This is a genomic window from Crossiella sp. NPDC003009 (assembly GCF_053591555.1).
In genome coordinates, this window is the sequence record NZ_JBSFUA010000011.1 from 16,744 (window position 1) to 34,869 (window position 18,126).

General features: G+C 73.0%; 19 protein-coding genes. 5 read left to right on the plus strand and 14 right to left on the minus strand.

Going from position 1 to position 18,126, the window contains the following annotated elements; translation table 11 throughout:
• Window positions 1-47 precede the first annotated feature (47 nt).
• Window positions 48-536: a GbsR/MarR family transcriptional regulator gene (locus ACWDY5_RS14510; protein WP_449722688.1), complete on the plus strand. Its 489-nt coding sequence runs from the start codon at window positions 48-50 to the stop codon at window positions 534-536.
• On the plus strand, window positions 533-1,147 hold the full coding sequence (locus ACWDY5_RS14515) for a GNAT family N-acetyltransferase (RefSeq protein ID WP_449722689.1): 615 nt from the start codon (window positions 533-535) through the stop codon (window positions 1,145-1,147). Before ACWDY5_RS14510 ends, ACWDY5_RS14515 begins: the two co-directional genes overlap by 4 nt.
• Here the strand turns inward: ACWDY5_RS14515 and ACWDY5_RS14520 are convergent.
• The 4 genes from ACWDY5_RS14520 to ACWDY5_RS14535 form a co-directional block, all read right to left on the minus strand.
• On the minus strand, window positions 1,080-1,325 hold the full coding sequence (locus ACWDY5_RS14520) for a DUF397 domain-containing protein (protein WP_449722690.1): 246 nt from the start codon (window positions 1,323-1,325) through the stop codon (window positions 1,080-1,082). The two genes, ACWDY5_RS14515 and ACWDY5_RS14520, sit on opposite strands and share 68 nt — an antisense overlap.
• A gap of 12 nt (window positions 1,326-1,337) precedes the next feature.
• Window positions 1,338-2,186, minus strand: coding sequence for a helix-turn-helix domain-containing protein (locus ACWDY5_RS14525; protein WP_449722691.1), 849 nt, complete (start codon window positions 2,184-2,186; stop codon window positions 1,338-1,340).
• 67 nt (window positions 2,187-2,253) lie between these two features.
• Window positions 2,254-3,210 carry a CU044_5270 family protein gene (locus ACWDY5_RS14530; RefSeq protein ID WP_449722692.1) on the minus strand — a complete coding sequence of 319 codons (957 nt, stop codon included), beginning with the start codon at window positions 3,208-3,210 and terminating at the stop codon, window positions 2,254-2,256.
• Complete coding sequence (locus tag ACWDY5_RS14535) at window positions 3,207-3,806, minus strand: RNA polymerase sigma factor (RefSeq protein ID WP_449722693.1); 600 nt, start codon at window positions 3,804-3,806, stop codon at window positions 3,207-3,209. Before ACWDY5_RS14535 ends, ACWDY5_RS14530 begins: the two co-directional genes overlap by 4 nt.
• 53 nt (window positions 3,807-3,859) lie before the next feature.
• Between ACWDY5_RS14535 and ACWDY5_RS14540 the strand changes: the two genes are divergently transcribed.
• On the plus strand, window positions 3,860-4,714 hold the full coding sequence (locus tag ACWDY5_RS14540) for a class I SAM-dependent methyltransferase (RefSeq protein WP_449722694.1): 855 nt from the start codon (window positions 3,860-3,862) through the stop codon (window positions 4,712-4,714).
• On the opposite strand, the gene ACWDY5_RS14545 is transcribed toward ACWDY5_RS14540, so the two are convergent.
• The 4 genes from ACWDY5_RS14545 to ACWDY5_RS14560 are packed head-to-tail and all read right to left on the minus strand — an operon-like array spanning window position 4,711 to window position 8,453.
• Window positions 4,711-5,505, minus strand: a complete 795-nt coding sequence (locus tag ACWDY5_RS14545) for an SDR family oxidoreductase (RefSeq protein ID WP_449722695.1) — start codon at window positions 5,503-5,505, stop codon at window positions 4,711-4,713. The two genes, ACWDY5_RS14540 and ACWDY5_RS14545, sit on opposite strands and share 4 nt — an antisense overlap.
• A gap of 57 nt (window positions 5,506-5,562) precedes the next feature.
• Window positions 5,563-6,321: a DUF899 family protein gene (locus ACWDY5_RS14550; RefSeq protein ID WP_449722696.1), complete on the minus strand. Its 759-nt coding sequence runs from the start codon at window positions 6,319-6,321 to the stop codon at window positions 5,563-5,565.
• 60 nt (window positions 6,322-6,381) lie between these two features.
• On the minus strand, window positions 6,382-7,518 hold the full coding sequence (locus ACWDY5_RS14555; RefSeq protein ID WP_449722893.1) for an MFS transporter: 1,137 nt from the start codon (window positions 7,516-7,518) through the stop codon (window positions 6,382-6,384).
• Window positions 7,515-8,453 carry a PAC2 family protein gene (locus tag ACWDY5_RS14560; RefSeq protein ID WP_449722697.1) on the minus strand — a complete coding sequence of 313 codons (939 nt, stop codon included), beginning with the start codon at window positions 8,451-8,453 and terminating at the stop codon, window positions 7,515-7,517. Before ACWDY5_RS14560 ends, ACWDY5_RS14555 begins: the two co-directional genes overlap by 4 nt.
• A gap of 89 nt (window positions 8,454-8,542) precedes the next feature.
• Here ACWDY5_RS14560 and ACWDY5_RS14565 point away from each other — a divergent pair, with 89 nt between their 5' ends.
• Window positions 8,543-9,229 (plus strand): HAD family hydrolase, encoded by a 687-nt coding sequence (locus ACWDY5_RS14565; RefSeq protein ID WP_449722698.1) that lies wholly within the window; start codon window positions 8,543-8,545, stop codon window positions 9,227-9,229.
• A gap of 358 nt (window positions 9,230-9,587) precedes the next feature.
• Here the strand turns inward: ACWDY5_RS14565 and ACWDY5_RS14570 are convergent, their stop codons facing one another.
• Entirely contained in the window at window positions 9,588-10,430 is an 843-nt protein-coding gene (locus ACWDY5_RS14570) for a GNAT family N-acetyltransferase (RefSeq protein WP_449722699.1), read from the minus strand.
• Between the two features lie 40 nt (window positions 10,431-10,470).
• Window positions 10,471-12,018: a hypothetical protein gene (locus ACWDY5_RS14575; RefSeq protein ID WP_449722700.1), complete on the minus strand. Its 1,548-nt coding sequence runs from the start codon at window positions 12,016-12,018 to the stop codon at window positions 10,471-10,473.
• A 127-nt stretch (window positions 12,019-12,145) separates the two neighbouring features.
• Here ACWDY5_RS14575 and ACWDY5_RS14580 point away from each other — a divergent pair, with 127 nt between their 5' ends.
• A complete protein-coding gene (locus tag ACWDY5_RS14580; protein ID WP_449722701.1) occupies window positions 12,146-13,420 on the plus strand; it encodes a sensor histidine kinase in 1,275 nt (424 codons plus the stop codon).
• Window positions 13,421-13,499: 79 nt separating this feature from the next.
• Here ACWDY5_RS14580 and ACWDY5_RS14585 read toward each other — a convergent pair whose 3' ends face one another.
• The 4 genes from ACWDY5_RS14585 to ACWDY5_RS14600 all read right to left on the minus strand — a co-directional run bounded on the left by ACWDY5_RS14585 (window position 13,500) and on the right by ACWDY5_RS14600 (window position 18,040).
• Window positions 13,500-14,663 (minus strand): MFS transporter, encoded by a 1,164-nt coding sequence (locus ACWDY5_RS14585; RefSeq protein ID WP_449722702.1) that lies wholly within the window; start codon window positions 14,661-14,663, stop codon window positions 13,500-13,502.
• A gap of 251 nt (window positions 14,664-14,914) precedes the next feature.
• A complete protein-coding gene (locus ACWDY5_RS14590; protein WP_449722703.1) occupies window positions 14,915-17,272 on the minus strand; it encodes a DUF4132 domain-containing protein in 2,358 nt (785 codons plus the stop codon).
• A 1-nt stretch (window position 17,273) separates the two neighbouring features.
• Window positions 17,274-17,597 (minus strand): hypothetical protein, encoded by a 324-nt coding sequence (locus ACWDY5_RS14595; RefSeq protein ID WP_449722704.1) that lies wholly within the window; start codon window positions 17,595-17,597, stop codon window positions 17,274-17,276.
• Between the two features lie 47 nt (window positions 17,598-17,644).
• Window positions 17,645-18,040, minus strand: coding sequence for a hypothetical protein (locus tag ACWDY5_RS14600; RefSeq protein ID WP_449722705.1), 396 nt, complete (start codon window positions 18,038-18,040; stop codon window positions 17,645-17,647).
• Window positions 18,041-18,126 lie beyond the last annotated feature (86 nt).

Genomic DNA, 18,126 nt, shown 5'->3' on the forward strand with positions numbered 1-18,126 from the left:
CCTGTGCAAAGAAAGTTGTGCACGCGGGGGTGTGGTAAACCCGGGTCATGAACGACATCGAGCCCGAACGGCCCCGCGACGAGGAGGCGGTGGCCCGGTTCGTGGAGCGGTTCGCCCTGCTGATGACCGAGGGCGGCATGCAGCGGATGGCGGCCAGAGTGTTCGCGCTGATCATGGCCTCGCCCGAGGGCGCGCACACCGCGGCCGAGATCGCGCAGCGACTGGACATCAGCCCGGCCGCGGTCTCCGGCGCGGTGCGCTACCTGACCGAGCTGCGGCTGATCGTCCGCGACCGCGAGCCCGGCCAGCGCCGGGACGTCTTCCGGATCGGCGAGCTGTTCTGGTACGACACCATGGCCCGCAAGAACCGGGCGGTGACCGACCTGCTGGCCGTCGCCGCCGAGGGCGTGGCCGTGCTCGGCCCGGACACCCCGGCGGGGCACCGGATGCTGGTCACCCAGGACTTCCTGACGCACATGACCACCGAGCTGCCCAAGCTGCTCGACCGTTGGCGCGCCGAGCGGGCCGCCGGATGACCGAGCTCCGCATCCGTCCGGCCGAACGCGCCGACCTGCCCGCGCTGACCGACCTGCTGGTGCGGGCCTTCGCGCCGGATGAGTTCATCGGCTGGGTCTACCTGGACCCGGCCAGCCGCGCCCGCGTGCACGGCCGGATGACCGGCGACGCGCTGCGCCGCCACTACCTGCCCGGCGGCGGGGTGGAGGTCGCGGTGGACACCGACGGCAGGCTGCTCGGCGGCGGCGTGTGGGCCCCGCCCGACCCGCCGCGGACCAGCCGCTGGGGCAAGGCGCTGCTGATGCCGGGCATCCTGGCCGCGATGGGCGTGCGCACCTTCCGCGAGTTCGCCGACCGCGGCCGCGCGGTGGACCGGGCGCTGGCCGCGGGCCGGCCGCGCACGCCGCACTGGTACCTCTCGTTGCTGGCCGCCGACCCGGACCGGCAGCGCACCGGCGTCGGCGGCGCGCTGCTGCGCTCCCGGCTGACCCGCACCCGGCTGCCCGCCTACCTGGAATGCGTGCCGGACAACGTCGGCTACTACGAGCGCTTCGGCTTCACCGTCACCGAGAAGCTGGACCTGCCGCCGGGTGCCCCGACGCTGTTCGGGATGTGGCGGGAGCCGAGCTGAGGAAGGCCAGCCAGGCGGCCGGGGCGAACTCCAGCACCGGCCCGTCCGGCTGCTTGGAGTCGCGCACCCCGGTCAGCCCGTCCGCCCAGGCCACCTCGACGCAGTCCGCGCCGGTCCCGCTGCGGCTGCTGCGCCGCCACCGTGCCCGCGCCCAGCGCGCGCTCGCCGATCGGTCCATCGCTGTGCTCCTTCACGCCTGTTCGTACTGCTTGGCCAGACCGGCGATGAACTCCACCGACCGCGCCGGGCTGAGCGCGACCTCGATGAGCTTGTCCACCTCGTGCTGGAAGAAGGCCAGCTCCTCCGGCTTGTCCAGGAACAGCCCGGAGATCTTGTGGTCCAGGAAGGCCACCGGTCCCTGCGCGGCGAAGTCCAGCAGGGTGAACGGCCCGTCCAGCCCCGCATGCCCGCCCAGGTCGAAGGGCAGCACCTGCAAGGTCACCGAGGGCCGCTCCGCGGTGTCCACCAGCTGCCGCAGCTGCCGGGCCATCACCCGAGGGCTGCCCAGCACCCGCCGCAGGGCCATCTCGTCCATGATCGCGTGGTACTCCGGCGGGATGTCCCTGCTGAGCACCGCCTGCCTGCCCATCCGGATCGCCACCCTGGGCTCCACATCGGCCTCCGGCACGCCCGCGGCCTTCATCAGCGCCCTGGTGTAGTCGGCGGTCTGCAGCAGGCCGGGGATGAGCAGCGGCTGGCAGCTGTCGATCCGGATGGCCTCGTTCTCCAGCCGGATCAGTGTCCTGACCTCCTCCGACAGCGGCCCGCTCAACTCCCACCAGGCGTCCTCGCCGGCCCGCTCGGCCAGGGTGAGCAGCCGCTGCCGCTCCACGCCGACCACCCGGTAGATGGCCAGCATGGAGGCGGCGTCGGCCGGGGTCACGCCCTGTTTCCCAGTCTCCATCCTGGAGATCTTGGAGGCCTGCCAGCCCAGCTCCGCGGCCACCTGCACGCAGGTCAGCCCCCGCTGTTTGCGCAGGGCGCGGAGCTCACCGCCCACACTGCGCCCAGGCAGGATGGCGTGCTTCGGGCTGGACATGACCCCACGTATACCTGTACGCAAATTTGCGAGCAGAGTCAGGCCCTCGGCTGACCCGATGAGGTGATCAGGGCAGCTGTCCCGGCTGGTCCACCACGGCCCGCCGGATGATCTCCACCGGGCCACGGACCTGCCCGGCCTTGCCGTAGCTGGTGTCCCGCAGGGTGACCTTGCGTTCACCGAGGTAGTCGAAGCTGACGCGGTGGAAGAGCAGGTCGAGCCGGTCGGCGCCGTTGTCGAAGACGAAACCGACCGCCACCGCGGGCCTGCCGAGCCCGTCGACGACCTCGCCGACCAGCTGCACCCCGGGGATCTTGGCCGCGGCCCGGTAGATCGCGGAGAGCACCGCGGGGGAGGCCACCGGGAACTTGAGCAGGTCGCTGAGGTGCCGGAACGCGGTCAGGTCCCGTGGCTTGTCCGCCGGGATGTCCCGGTACAGCCAGGCCAGCAGTTGGTCCGGATCGGTGGGCAGCTTGGTCTGCTCGAAGTGGTGGGTTGAGTCAAGGCCCTCGTTGTAGCTCGAAGTCGCGCGCAGCGGCGCGCCGTTCGTCCGGCTGAAGCTCTGCTTGGCCGGGTCCATGGCCAGCCAGGACTCCACGATGTTGTACTCCGGGCCGGGCAGTTCGGTGACCTTGCCGTCGGGATCGAACGTGTGGCCCCGCCACTGGTTGCGGCTCTTGACGTAGATGTACTGGTCCGGCCGGACGTTCGAGGGCACCGCGATGGCGGACTGGGCCGCCCTGGCCAGCACCGAGGCGACCGTCCGGTCCTCGGCGGAGGGCCCCGCCTCGGGCCGCACCAGCGCGGGCACCGCCACCAGCACCGCGGTCACCGCGGCCGCCAGCGCGAGCGGCACCGCGACCATCGGCCACCGCACCCGCGCCCGCCGGGCTCGGGGCGCGGCCGCGTCGATCCGCTGGAGCAGGTCGCTCCTCAGCTCGGCCTGCCGCTGCTGGAGGAGGCTCGGGGCTTGCGGTGGCGGCAGCAGGCGGGCCAGCTCGGCCCGGTCGTCATGGTCGTTCATCGAAAGCTCTCCTGGGTCGAAAGTGCCTGGTCACCTGCTACCTGTCCGGCTCGCGGCGGTGGTTCCGCGGCCAGCGATCGCAACCTGGCCCTGGCCCTGGACAGCCGGGAGCGAACCGTGCCGACCGGGATGCCCAGCGCCTGCGCGGTCTCGGCGTAGTCCAGCCCGGCCCACACGCACAGGGTCACCACCTCCCGCTCGGCCCGCCGCAGCTTGGCCAGCGCGGCCTTGGCCCGCTCCACCAGCTCGCCGTCGTGCCAGCGGCCGACCAGCTCGTCGGTGAAGTCCGGCACCGGCTCCGGTGGCGGCAGCTTGCCCAGCGCGAGCTGGTGGCGCCGGGCAGCCCTGGCGGTGTTGCGCAGCACGTTGACCGCGATGCCGAACAGCCAGGGCCGTACCGAGTCCCCTTCCGGGTCCAGCCGTTCCCGGATCCGCCAGGCCTCCAGGAAGGTCAGCGAGACCACGTCCTCGGCCGTCGACGGGTTGCCGGTGACCCGGGCGGCGTGCCGGTGCACCGCCGCGGCGTGCTCGTCGAACAGCTCTCCGAAGGCGACCGGATCGCCTGCGCGCAACCTGGCGCGAATGGATGTCCCCACACCTCTGCCTGTCCACAGCCCAGCCCGAGTTCCCGTTTCGAGCCTATTGACGGATGCGCGGCGCCGGGGACAGCGCGATTATCGGCGGGGTGAGCAGGGAGAAGATCGATTATCGCGAGGTGCGGGAGACCAACCTGGCCACCCTGTACGGGCGGGCGGTGCACAGCGCGGAACCCGAGCCGATCCTGCGGGACGAGGTCGCCGAAGAGCTGGTGGCCCGGATCGACTACGACTTCCGGCGGATGCGCATCGACCGGGCCTCGGCCGCCGCGGTGGCCCTGCGGGCCCGCCAGTTCGACGAATGGGCGGCGACCTTCCTGCGCCGCCACCCCGACGCCGTGGTGCTGCACCTGGCCTGCGGCCTGGACAGCCGCTACCTGCGCCTGCGGCCACCGTCCACGGTGGACTGGTTCGACGTGGACTTCCCGGACGTGGTGGCGCTGCGCCGCCGCCTGTTCCCGCCGGAACCGCCCGGCTACCACCTGCTCGGGGCCTCGGTCACCGACCCGGACTGGCTGGACCGGATCCCGGCCGACCGCCCGGGGCTGATGATCACCGAGGGCCTGACCATGTACCTCACCGAGGCCGAGGTGCTGCCGCTGCTGCGCCGGGTCACCGGCCACCTGCCGGCGGGTGAACTGCAGTTCGACGCGTTCAACCGGCTCGGCGCCCGCGCCGGCAACCACACCCCGCTGCTGCGCAAGACCGGGGCCCGCTTCCAGTGGGGCCTGGACCAGGCCAGGGACCTCGAACGGCAGGTGCCCGGCACGCGCCTGGTGGAGGAGCGCTCGCCGACCCAGCTGCCCGGCCTGCACCGGCTGCCCCGGCTCTACCGGCTGGCCGCGCACGCCGCCGACCGGGCCGGGCCGCTGCGCCGCCTGTACCGGCTGCTGCGCTACCGGTTCTAGCGGCGGAACCCGCCCTCGGAGTTGAGCACCTGCCCGGTGATCCACTCGGCCTCGTCGGTGGCCAGCCAGGCGATCAGCCGGGCCGGGTCGTCCGGCAGGCCCCAGCGGCCCGCGGGCATGTGCGTGCGGACCAGCTCGTCGAGCTCAGGACCGGCCCAGCCGGTGTCCACCGGGCCGGGATTGACCGCGTTCACGGTGATCCCGGCCTCGGCCAGCTCGTGCGAGATGGTCTGGGTGATCGCGGCCAGCGCGCCCTTGGACGCGGCGTAGGCGACCTCGCCGGGCATCGGTCCGAGCTGCTGCCCGGAGGTCATGAACACGATCCGCCCGCCGCGACCGGCCCGGAAGTGGTGGGCGAAGCGCTGGGCGAGCAGCAGCGCCGAGCGGGTGTTCACCGCGTAGTGCCCGTCCAGCTTGGCCTCGGTCATCTCGGCCAGGGTGCCGTCGCCGCCGCTGCGCGCGTGGTTGCACACCAGGATGTCCAGCCGCCCGAACCGCTCGACGGCCGCGTCCACGATCGCCGCCGGCGCACCCGGGTCGGTCAGGTCGCCGCCGATCTCCTCGACCCGCCCCGACCCGGCCTCGCGGACCCCGGCCAGCACCTCGGCCAGTGGCTGCGCGCCCCACGGCTGGTCCGCGTCGTGCGGGCGGTGGTGGTGCAGCAGCAGGTCCGCGCCGTAGGCGTGCAGGCGGCGGGCGGTCGCGTAGCCGATACCGGCGACCCGGCTGGCCCCGGTCACCAGCGCGACGCGGCCACGCAGCGGGAACGGATCACGTTCAAGATCAGCCACGCGGGCCACCGTAGCGGGCCGCCACGGGTGTGGCGACCGGGTTTCCGGCGGGGGTGGTCAGTGGCAATCACCCTGCCTGCCGAGGGTGTCCACCGGGGTCGCGCCGGGGCGGGTCCACTGCGGCACGGGACGGCTGGTCGGGCCCCAGGTGGGGTTGCCCTCGGCGTCGCAGCGCCAGGACCAGCACGACTCGCGGCCCTCCGGCCAGCCCTCGGGCTTGTCCTCCCAGGCCTCGCCGCGGCCGTAGGGGGTCAGGTCGAGCAGCGCGAGGGCGGAGTTGACCACCTCGTTGCCCCGGCTGGTGGTGGAGTAGGTGAGGAACACCCGCTCGCCCCGGCGCAGGAAGCAGGCCAGGTAGCCCATCTCGCCGCCGATTGGCGCGGGCGCGTCGCGCACCGAGTACCAGGGCTGGGTGTAGCCCATGAACTCCACGTAGGCGGCCACCTCGTGCCAGCGGCCGGTGGTCAGCACGGCGAAGGAGACGCCGCGGGCGTTGAGGTAGGCCGAGTCGTCGAGGTGCCAGGCGGTGGTGGTGCAGCCCTCGCACTGACCCTGGTGCGGCGCGCCGTCGAACCACATGTGCTGGTAGACCACGAGCTCCTCGCGGCCCTGGAACAGCGCCAGGAACGGCACCGGGCCGTCGGCTCCGATGACCTCGGCCGTGCCGTCCAGCTCGACCATCGGCAGCCTGCGGCGGGCCGCGGCCAGGGCGTCACCGGCGCGGGTGTGCGCCTTCTCCCGGACCAGCAGCTCGTCCCTGGCGGCCTGCCAGGTGGCCAGGTCGACCACCGGCGGGCAGGCGGGCGTGCTCGTCATGGTGTCCTCCGTGATCTCAGGCGAAAGGTCACCAGTACTGACTCACCAGCCGGTCAAAAGTCATCGCGGCGGAGCGGGCGGCATCCGCGGAAGTACCACAGGTGCGGTGGTCAGCAGCAAAGCCGCAGGTAGCAGGAACGCGGCCAGCGGATCCAGGTGGTAGACCGGCACGAAGGCCACCGGGGACAGCGCGCCGCCGCCGAAGCGCAGCGACTGCACCACCGAGACCGCGCCACCCCGGTTGTCGCCGTTTCCGGCCAGCACCAGCGCGTTCAACCCGACCATGATCAGCTGCATGGCCGGGCCCGCGGCCGCCCACAGCAGGCCCACCGCCACCAGCGAGGGCGCCAGGCCCACCCCGGCCAGCAGCACCCCGCCTGCCACGGTCCCGGTCAGCACGCAGCTTCGCGCGCCGAAGCGGTCGATCGCCCGGCCGACCGCCCGCGCGGTGAGGATCCCGGTCAGCCCGAACCCGGTCAGCACCAGCCCCCTGGCGCCGGCGGAGAGGTGGAAGTCCTCGTCCAGGCGCAGCGCCACCAGGTAGGACAGCCCGCCCAGGCAGCCCCAGCCGATCCCGGCGACCAGCCCGGCGCGCAGCACCGCCGGTCGCCAGGCCGTGCGCAGGCTGGCCGCCCGCCGCGGCCCAGCCTCCGCCCCTGGCAGGCCCAGCACCGCCAGCCCGGCGGCCACCACGGCGACCCCGGCGAAGGCGTAGCGCCAGCTCACCTCGGCCGCCAGCCCGCCCAGCAGCGGCGCGGAGGTCTGCCCGGCGGCCTGCATGGAGGCGAACCAGCCCAGCGCGCGCCCCAGCCGCCCCGGCGGGGTCACCGCGGCCACCGCGCCCAGCAGCAGGGGAGTGACGAAGGCGTTGGCCGCCCCCTGCACCGCGCGCCCGGCCAGGAACAGGTACTCGTCCTGGGCCAGGGCGCAGCCCAGCGAGGCGGCCACGTACACCAGGTAGGCGGTGATCACCGTGCGGCGGGCGCCCCAGCGCTGGCCCCAGGTGCCGGAGAACAGCATGAACCCGGCAAAAGGGATCATGTAGGCGGTGAGCGAGGCCGAGGCGGCGGCCGCGGTCAGCCCGAAGGCCTGGCCCAGCTCGGGCAGCATCGAGGCCACCACTCCGCCGCCGAAGGGCCCGAGGAACCCGCCCGCGTACAGCCCGGCGACCGCCAGTCGCCCGGAGCTGCGGCTCAGCGCGCGCCCGGCCCGTGCGGACCCTGGTCGCCGCCCGGTTTGCCCCGGCCGCCGCGGCGGCGCAGGTAGCGCTCGAAGTCCGCGGCGATGGCGTCCCCGCTCAGCTCGGTGAGCCGGTCGCTGATGTCGCCGTCGGGGTCGCCGCGCTCTTCCAGGGAGCGGACGTAGCTGGCCACGTCCTCGTCCTCCTCGGCCATCTCGGTGACCGTGCGCTCCCACTCCTCGGCCTGCTCCGGCAGCGCCCCCAGGGGCACCTCCAGGTCGAGGACCTCCTCCACCCGGTGCAGCAGGGCCAGGGTGGCCTTGGGTGAGGGCGGCTGGGAGACGTAGTGCGGCACCGCGGCCCAGAAGGAGATGGCCGGCACGCCCATCTGCACGCACGCGTCCTGGAAGACCCCGACGATGCCGGTGGCCCCCTCGTAGCGGGAGCGTTCCAGCCCGAAGGTCGCCGCCGACTCCGCGTCGTAGGCGGTGCCGGTGACCTGCACCGGGCGGGTGTGCGCGATGTCCATCAGCAGCGCGCCCAGGGTCACCACCGTGGTCACGCCGAGGCTCTCCACGTGGTGCAGCAGCTCGGCGCAGAAGGCCCGCCAGCGCATGTTGGGCTCGATACCGTGCATGAGCACCACGTCGAAGTCCGCGCCAGGTGGACGGCAGACCGACAGCCTGGTCGTCGGCCACTCCACCCGGCGGGTCACCCCGTCCACCATGTGCACGGTGGGCCTGGTCACCTGGAAGTCGTAGTAGTCATCGGGGTCGATCTCCGCCAGCGGGGTGGCGTCCCAGGTGAGCTGGAGGTGCTCTATCGCGGTGCTGGCCGCGTCACCTGCGTCGTTCCATCCTTCGAAAGCCGCGATGAGCACCGGGTTGACGAGGGTCGGCGGGTCAGCCCGGGTGTCCTCGGATGCAGCGGGGCGCTCTTCGGGTTCTGTCACCGGGCAAGACTAAGGCCCAGCACCCCCAGCCGGTGCCCGTAGGCTGTCGGCATGTCTGATCATGACGTGTTCACGCTGGTGGAGGCGCGGTGACCGGGTTACCCGCCGCGGTGCTGTGGGACATGGACGGCACCCTGGTCGACTCGGAGAAGGTCTGGGACATCTCCCTGGACGACCTGGCCGCAGAGCTGGGCGGCACGCTGTCGCTGGCCACCCGCAAGGCGATGACCGGCTCCAGCCAGGACCGCACGATCACGATGCTGTTCACCGAGCTGGGCCGCCCGCACGACCCCGCGGACATGGCCGCGGCCTCGGCCTGGCTGACCAAGCGCACCGGCGAGCTGTTCGCCGCGGGCCTGCCGTGGCGGCCGGGCGCGCTGGCGGCGTTGCGCCTGGTGCGCGCCAGCGGGCTGCCGACCGCGCTGGTCACCTCCACCCAGCGGGACCTGACCGAGCTGGCCCTGGACAGCATCGGCCGGGAGTTCTTCGACCTCACCCTCTGCGGGGACGAGGTCGGCCGGACCAAGCCGCACCCGGAGCCGTACCTGACCGCAGCCGCCCGCCTGGGCGTCGAGCCCGCGGACTGCGTGGTCGTGGAGGACTCGCCCACCGGGGTGGCGGCGGCGGCCGCGGCCGGGTGCACGGTGCTGGTGGTGCCCTGCGAGGTGCCGGTCGAGCCAGGCCCCCGACGTGTCTTCCGCGACACCCTGGTCGGTCTGGACCTGGCCACCCTGGCCGGATTGCGCGGGGAACTCATTGCCGACACCGCGCACTGATAAAAGGTTGCCAAAACCTCAGTAACGAATAGATCACCGTTTCCGGCGGCCGGAACAAATGCGGGATGCGTTTCTTCCGGCCGCCGAACCGATCAGGTGGTGATCACCTTCCACCCCTCTGCGTGCTGACCCGGGCTGACTGGTCCCAGCCCCGCTTGATGCTGCCTGCCCCGCACTGCCTACCCCTGGCAATGCCGAGCGATCCCCATCTTTCCCCCATGGAAATGCTCCCCAGTTCAGTTGTCACCAAACAATGTGGTGCAAGACCAATAATGCCCAAGCCGCCGGAATCGCGCCAACGAAATTAGTTGGATTTTCGATATCCGCAGGTCAGTGCGAAATGATGCGGCCGGATGGCTCAGCCCAGTGCCTGCATCAGGGGGCTGTAGAGCCGGTCCCGGTCACTGGGCAGCGGGCCGCCGTAGGTCATGATCGTGGACTGGAACCCCGGCGCCAGCCCGCGCGCCCGCACCCACTCCATCAGGCCGGTGTGCACATCGTCGAGGTCGAGGCGCACCTCCGCCTCGCCCGCCCCCACGGCCAGGTCGGTGACCAGCGCCTTGGCCAGTTCGGGCGTCTGGGCCACCAGCGGGCCGAGGACCAGGTGGTCGTCGTTGCGCCAGGCCCCGGCGAACCCGGTCAGCCTGCCGCCGTGCTCGACCACCCGCAGCTGTTCGGCGAACTCGGGCAGGCGGCGCAGCACGTGCGCCCGGTCCACCCCGAACACCGCGCGGTCCAGCGCCAGGATCGCGGGCAGGTCCGCGGCGGTGGCCGCCCTGCTGTGTCCGCCCGCGCCGGGTTCGGCCTGGAAGCGGCCCCGGTGGTAGGCGATCCGGCCGTGGCTGTCGAAGCCGAGCCGCTGGTAGAGCCCGAGGCCCTGGGCGGTGGCGGTCAGCGCCAGGGTCGCCCCGTCGGCCTGGGCGATGGCGTGCCGCATCAGGCGGGTGCCCAGGCCCTGGCGGGCGTGCCGGGCGGCGACCAGGACCATGCTGACCGCGACCAGCTCGGCGCCGTAGCGGGTGAGCACCGTGGTCGCGGCCAGTCCGCCGTCGGGGTCGCGCAGCGCGTGCACCTCGCCGACCTCCATCAGGAACCGCCACTTGGCTTCCTCGCGCGGCCACTCGCGGTCCACCGAGAGCGCGGAGCAGGCGGGCAGGTCAGCGGGGGTGAGGCGCTCGAACGGCGCGGTCGGGGCGATCATGCGTGCAGCATCGCCCCGGCCGCGCCACCGGCCAATTCTTTTAGTCCACGGTGAACCATGGCTCCACCACCAGGCCGATGTCGCCGGGCACCGCCTCGTAGCGCCCGGTGCGCAGGCCGACCCGGAGGAAGCGCGCCTCGATCCGCATCGCGGTGCGCGGATCCAGGGGCAGCACCACCTGGTCCGGGGCCTCCCACACCAGGGGCTGGTCCGGCCAGGTCCGCTCCGGCAGCCAGCGGACCACCCCGGAGGGATCGGCCTCGGCCAGGTCGAACCAGGTCAGCGCGGGCGGCGCGGAGCTGGTCGTGTACAGCCCGGCCGCGCCGGGGGCCAGCCGCGCGGTGCCCGGCAGCCACAGTTCGCGGCGCAGCCCGCCGGGCCCGGTGAGCACCACGCGGTCCTGGGCCTCGATGGTGAGGATCAGCCCGGAGCGGCTGTCGGGCAGGCTGATCGGCCCGGTCGGCCACTCGTACTCGGGCAGCCATTCCATCCGGCGGGACCCGTCGGTGAGGTCGACGTGGTGCCGCCGCCGGTAGGACTGGCGGCCGATGTGGTGCTCCTCCACGGTCAGCCACCGCCCCTCCCGGTCCAGCCGCGCCGTGCCGGGCAGCAGCTCCTTGCCCAGGCCGAGCAGCTCGCCATCCGGCCTGACCAGCACCGTGGTCTCCGCGGCGAAGACCAGCACGCCGTGCGGGGTCTCCATCGCCCGCCGCGGCGTGGGCACCGTGGGCCAGGAGACCGGTTCGCCCTCGCGCCACCGGGTCAGCGTGCCGTCCTCGCCGACGATCCCGGCCAGCGGCGGCGGCCCGGCGGGTGGCCGGTAACCGGGGGAGTCCCACGGCGCGCCCGGCGCGGGCAGTTGAGTGACCCCGCTGGTGTAGGCGGGCTGCCGCGGCGGGTTGGTGGTCAGCGCGAACTCGCCCGACAGGTCACCGGCCACGGTCACCGAACCCTTGGCCGCGGTCAGCTCGAACGCTTCCCTGACCACCGAGGGCTCTGCCAGCAGCCACTCGGCGAGCTCGGGCAGCCGCCAGCGCCGCCCGGTCAGCTCGCTCCAGGCCGCGATCATCACCAGGTCGGAGGTGAACCAGGTCATCAGGTCGTAGGTCCGTCCCTGGCGGGCGAACCAGCGCGGCACGTCCGGTTCGGCGGCCCAGAACTGCAACCGCCACAGCTTGCCCTCGTCCTGCGCGGCCCGGCTGCACACCCGCACCCGGTAGGCGCCCGGCCCGCCCAGCTCCAGGCCCTCGGTGATCACGCCACCGGTGAGGAAGGTCAGCCCGACGAACCCGGAGTGGCTCAGGTAGGAGGTCTCGGCCACGTCGGTCCACGGCGCCCGCTCCGGCGGCGGCGGCCCGTCGTGCAGCTCCAGCACGACCCGGTGGTAGCCGTCGCAGGCGTCCCCGTGCAGCCAGCCGAACCCGCCGATGGCCACGGTGCCGCCACCGAGCACGTCCAGCGCGCCGGGGTTGAGCTGCTCGCCGCCCTCCGGGGGTTCCGGGTCACCACCGCGGTAGGCGTCGATCAGCACCAGGGTGCCGTACTCGGGCAGGTACTCGTCGTCGATGAACATCCCCAGGAGAGCCACCCGGCGAAACTAGCGGCTGACACCGACAGGGCGGCACTACCCGCAGGAGTAGGTCCACCACCACTGTGCCTGCCGGAGCGACCAGCGAGAATGAGCGGGCAACACTCGCGCTGGGAGGATCTGAGGCATGGCCGTGGCACACCGCGTTGGCAGGTTCGCCCTGTTGTCCTGGACGATCCCGCTGCTGGTGTACGCCGCGCTGGGCATGGTGCTGTTCGGGTTGGTGATCGCCTCCTTCGCGCTGTACACGGTGTGGCTGGGCCTGCCCATGTCGGTGCTGTGCTTCGCGGTCCTGCGCGGCTACAACGACCTGCACCGCCGCTGGGCGGGCGCGGTGCTGGGGGTCCGGATCGGCCGCCCGTACCGGCTGCGCACGAACAAGGGCTTCTTCCGGCTGCTGCGGCATGTGATGACCGATCCGGCCAGCTGGCGGGACTTCGCCTGGCTGCCGCTGAACCTGGTCGCCTCGATCGCGGCCTGCTCGGTCACCCTGGCCCTGTTCTTCGCCGGGCTGGGCGGGATCATCGCGCTGCCCTGGTTCATCTGGCCGTTCCTGCCCGAGGGCGCCAGCTTCAGCCTGACCTTCTGGACCATCGACTCCTGGTCCAGCGCGTTCTTCGTCGGCACCGGACACGGCATCGTCTACCTGGCGCTGTGGTACATCGGCAGCCAGTGGATCTTCCGCGGCTACGCCAGCCTGGCCAGGATGCTGCTGGCCCCCACCGAGAAGACCATGCTGGTCACCAGGGTGCGCGAGCTGTCGGAGTCGCGGGCGGACGCGGTGGACACCCAGGCCGCCGAGCTGCGCCGGATCGAGCGCGACCTGCACGACGGCGCCCAGGCCAGGATGGTGGCCATGGGCATGAGCCTGGGTATGGCCGAACAACTCATGGCCAAGGACCCCCAAGCGGCCCAGGAACTCCTGGCCGAGGCCCGCCAGGCCAACACCCAGGCCCTGGCCGAGCTACGGGACCTGGTGCGCGGCATCCACCCACCGGTGCTGGCCGACCGCGGCCTGGCCGGGGCGGTGCAGGCACTGGTGATGGCCAACCCGCTGCCCACCGACGTGGAGATCGAACTGCCCGGCAGACTGCCCGCCCCGGTGGAGTCCGCGGCCTACTTCGCGGTGGCCGAGGCGCTGACCAACGTGGTCAAGCACAGCGGCGCGGCCAAGGCCTGGGTGCGGCTGACCCACTCCGAGGGCGAGCTGCACGTGCTGGTCGGCGACGACGGCCAGGGCGGCGCCGACGCCAGCGGCGGCACCGGGCTGCGCGGCATCGAGCGCCGGCTCTCGGCCTTCGACGGCCGGGTGATGGTGACCAGCCCGCGCGGCGGGCCCACCGTGGTGGTGATGAACCTGCCGTGCGAACCGGTCCCCAGCATCGTCAGCGGGGACGCCTAGCCAGGCAGGATGTTGGCGCCGCAGCCCAGGTGCGGCCTCGGCTCGGCCACCTCGGTCAGGTAGCGCGCGAACTCGGTGTTCATCGTCCCCTCCTCGTTCCGGCGTGCTCGCCGGTCTCCACTCGCAACCCGTGCGCCAGGAGTGCGATCGCCGCGAGGGCGAGGCCGGTGAGGCCGAACCCGGCCTGCAGACCCGCGCCCTGGGCGACCGCCCCCACCAGAGCCGGCCCGGCGAGCAGACCGGCGAACCGCAGCACCGCCACCGCAGCCACGTTGCGCCCCCGGTCGTGCGCCTGCTCCCGGCTGCCCGCGGCGCTGAAGGCCAGCGGCGAGGCCAGCGCCACCCCGGCCGCGAGCAGCACCAGCCCGGCGAACCCGGTGACCACCGAACCGCCCAGCAGCAGCACCGCCAGCCCGAGCGCCCCCACGCCGGTGCTCACCCGCACCAGCACCACCCGGTCGAACCGCGCCACCAGCCAGTCGCCGCTGAGCCGGGCCAGCGCCAGCGCCACGGAGAACACGCCGAACCCCAGCGCCGCCACGCCCGGGGTGGCCGCCATCTCCTGGATCAGCAGGATCGCCCCCCAGTTGGCCACGGCCGCCTCCACGAAGACCGAGCTGAGACCGATGAGCCCGATCAACAGCACCGGCCTGCCCGGCCAGGCGAACACTGGGGCGCCCCTCGGCGCCGGTGGCTCCGCCCGGAGGAACCGCCCGGCCAGCGCGGCCACGACGATGGTCAGCACGCCCACCGCGGCCAGGTGCGGCGGTGCGGGAACGTCGGCCGCGGCCACCGCGCCCGCCGTGGCCGTGCCCAGCAACGCGCCCACGCTCCACATGGCGTGCAGCCCGGAGAGCACCGGGCGACCGTGGCCACGTTCGATCTCCGCGCCGTTGGCGTTGGCGGCGATGTCCCCGACCCCGGAGGACAGCCCCAGCAGCACCAGCAGCCCGACCAGGGCCGGCAGACCGGGGGAGAGCGTGACCAGCGCGGTCGCCACCGCCAGGGCGCACATCGCCCCGGTGGTCACCGCCCGGCTGCCCCACCGCGACACCAGCCGGGCCGCCACCGGGGCGCCCAGGATCGAGCCGATCCCGGGCGCGGTGAGCGCGAGCCCCATGGCGCCAGGGCCGAGCGCGAGCGCCTCCTGCACCCACGGGATGCGGCCGGACCAGTTGCCGTTGGCCATACCGGCCAGGGTGAACATGACCGCGATGGCGACCCGGTCGCGTCGCTCGCTCATGACGCCGCCTCCAGCGGACGTGAGCCGAGGCGCTCCCTCGATTCCTGCACGTAGTCCATTCCGGTCCCCCAACCAGCTTGGAAGGTCACGTCCGGCCGGTCTTTCATCGCCGTGGAATTCGTCAGCGAAATCGGCGGACGTGCCGGCGACCGGCCCATCCCCTCGTAGACCGCCAGGTCACAGCACATCCGCAGGTGAGTCCGTTGTCGACCACGAGCACGTGCGGCCGACCGCTTTAGATACCCGATTCGTCAGGCTTCAATCCGCTTCCGCCGGGCCAGCTGGCTGGTGATGGCCGGGTCGGTGATCTTGTCGTCGGCGGCCAGCAGCAGCACCTTGGACAGGATCACGCTGAGCAGCTCGTCGCCCTCGAAGGGCAGGTGCACCTTGCCGCTCTTGGCCCGGCCGCCGGGCACCACGCACAGGTAGCGGTCGTCGGGTTCGATGAGGATGTTGGCCGAGCCGAGGTGCACCCGGTAGGTGGCGAGCTGGCCGCGCACCCGCACGAACCGGTCGGTCAGCTCCACCCGGTCGGCCACGGCGAACTTGGGCAGCAGGCGGGAGAGCACGTCCCTGCGCACCTCGGCCAGCGCGCTGAGCGCGCCGAAGGAGACCCGCTGCCAGTAGTCATGGTGCGGGTCCTGGCCGCGGTCGGCCCAGTCCGGGTCCAGTGCGATGGAGCAGACCCCGGTGAAGAGGTCGACGTCGCGCATGGCCTCGGTGAACACCAGCTCCGGCACCTCGGTCAGCGCCAGCGGGGTCTGGCCGCGGTCGCCCGCGCGGTGGAACCAGACGCGGTCGGTGGAGCACAGCTGGGGCGGGCCGGGGTAGCCGGGGTCCACCGGGAAGTGTTCGAACACCGCGACCACGCCCGCGTCCCGGAACTCCCGCCTGGCCCGGCCTTCGTAGCCGCCGTCGTAGGGGCCGAGGTAGTTGGCGGGCCAGCCGCGTTCCTTGAACAGGGCGTAGGTCTGGCCGTAGCGCAGGATGTGTGCGGCGAAGCGGTTGGAGTAGGTGCCGGTGGCGCGTTCGGCCTCGGTGAGCGGGTACACCTCGCGGAAGGCCTGTTTGGCCGGCTGGCGGAACTCCTTGTCCAGCAACCAGGTTCGCCAGGCGGCGACCTCCTCGGTGGTCGCGCGCACCGGGTGCCACAGCCGCACCGTGGCCTCGGCGGGCAGCTCGGCCTCGCCGTCCAGGGTGAGCAGCCGGGAGCCTGCCGGGAGCCCGGTCGTCCCGCCGATCCGCCACAGCAGGCGGGTGGCGATCCGGCCGGTGATCGGGTGCTCCAGGTAGTGGCGCCGCCAGTCGGCCAGTGCCCACTCGCGGTCCTCGGCGAACAGGCCCTCCATCCGCCGCTTCTCCGCCGCGATGGTGGCCTTGGCCTCGGCGATCCGCCGCTTGACCGCGCGCACCGCCGCCTCCGGTGCGCCGGTGGGCGGCTTGGCCAGCCAGTCCGCGCCGGACTGCCAGCGCACGGTCAGCTTCAGGTCCCCGGCCAGCGTGAGCCGGGCGCGCACCGGCTCCTCGGCGTACTCGGCGGTCCCGTCGGCGTCGAACCCGGCCGGGTCGACCAGCTGCTCGGCGATCTGGCCGGGGGTGAGCCCGAGCTTGCCGCCCGCGATCTCCAGTGCGGCACCGATCCGCTTGCGGTCGCCGTTGTCCTTGGTGGTGGTGTCCAGCTTGGCCAGCGCGCGCAGGGCCTCGGCGTCGCCGCGCAGGCCGAGGGCCAGGATGCCGGAGTTGACCACCTTCTTGCTGGGGATCCAGCCGTCCTCGGTGCTCATCGCCCGCCGCACCAGGCCGAGGAGCGCGGGCACCACCCACTCCCTCGGCACCAGGGCCGCGGCCCAGGCCGCCGCGCGCACCACGTCGGCGTTGCGGTCGTCCACCACGAGGGGCACGAGCTCGCCCCAGGGGGCCTTGGCGTTCACCGCCGGGGCGTCGGCCACCCGCTCCACCAGCATCCGCAGCACATCAGCGGCCGCGGGGTCGGCGAGCAGGGCGGTGGTCGCGGCGGACCAGGCCTTGCCGGGTTTGCTGCCGGTGGCCGCGGCCAGCTGCCGCAGCACCGCGGTGGCGGCGGCGTGGTCGTGACCGGGCAGTTCGGCGCGCACCGCCGCGGACCAGCCGTCCACCGGGAGCAGCACGGACAGGTCCAGCTCGCCGGAGTCCCCTGGCAGGGCCGCGACCATCCGTGCCCGCAGCGCGCTGCGATCCCTGGGGAACAGGTCCGCCCGTTCGTCCAGCGCCGCCAACAGGATTCGCAGGCCTGCCGCCGATCCGGCGTGCTCGGCCAGCGCGGTGGCGATCTTGAACGGCACCACCGGGTCGGCACAGGCGGCTTTGGCCGCGACCCCGGCGGCGAGCTCGGCCTCGGCCGCGGTGACCGTGAACGGCCTGCGCAGCGCGGCCGCCGCCGACTCCCGCAGGTCGTGCCAGAAGTGACTGTTGAAGCGCCCGGTGGCCGTCATGCGCACCAGCGACATCAGCGCCGACCCGATCCGCTCCGGCGGCTCACCGGCCAGGCTGTCCCGCCACTGCTCGTGCCTGCCCGCGCGCAGCAGTGCCAGCAGGTCCTTGGCGCGCGCGTCGTGTTCCTTCCAGACCACGTCAGCCCCCCACCAGCGGAACCAGCCGGACAAAGCTCACCTCGTCCGCCTCGGCCAGGCTCAACGGCTCGTCCAAGTCCTCGACCTGCCGGTCGCCGACGAAGACGAAGAACCCGTTGCGCGAAAAGGCCCGCACCGCCGTGTCGGCGGCGTTCTCCCAGTCCAGGCGGGCGGCGGTCCGGGCGTTGCGCCGGGCCACCTCCTCGCGCACCCGGAAGCGGATCAGCTCCCGCAGCGTGATCGGGCTGGGCACCTCGGCCAGCAGCAGCCGGGCGGTCTGCTGCCCGGTCGGCGTCGAGTCGGTCACCACGATGGTCATCCCCACGCCGCGGACTATGGCAGCAGGCACCGACAGTCAGCAGGCGTCGGCGGTCAGGACCGGGTCTGGCTGGTCCGCTTGTCCCGGGCGGCCTCGAACCGGTTCTTCTCCACCACCGCGCCGGCGGCGAAGCAGAACCGGTAGACCACGACCCCGCCGCGCAGCGTGGCCTGCTCGTCCTTGGACAGGAAGTGGCGGCACTTGGCCCCGCGCGGCAGCGGTGGGCCCTGCTGGCGGTAGCTGGCGAACATCTTGGAGCCGCCGTGCGGGAGGATCCGGTCGGCCTCGGTCTTGGTCTGGCCGACCGCGACCGAGTCGTAGTCGCCGCGGGTGAGGGTCATGCCCTCCCAGGCCTTGAGGATCCAGCAGCCCGCGACGAAGGCGACCAGGGTCACCGTCAGCACCACACCCACACCGATGCCGAGTGCGTTGCGGACCTTCCGGTTCATCACCCCGAGCGTTCCTTCCCCCAGTGCCGTCGCTGTCCCCGCCAGCCTCCCGTGGCCGCGGCTACGGCCACATCACTCTGAAGTCT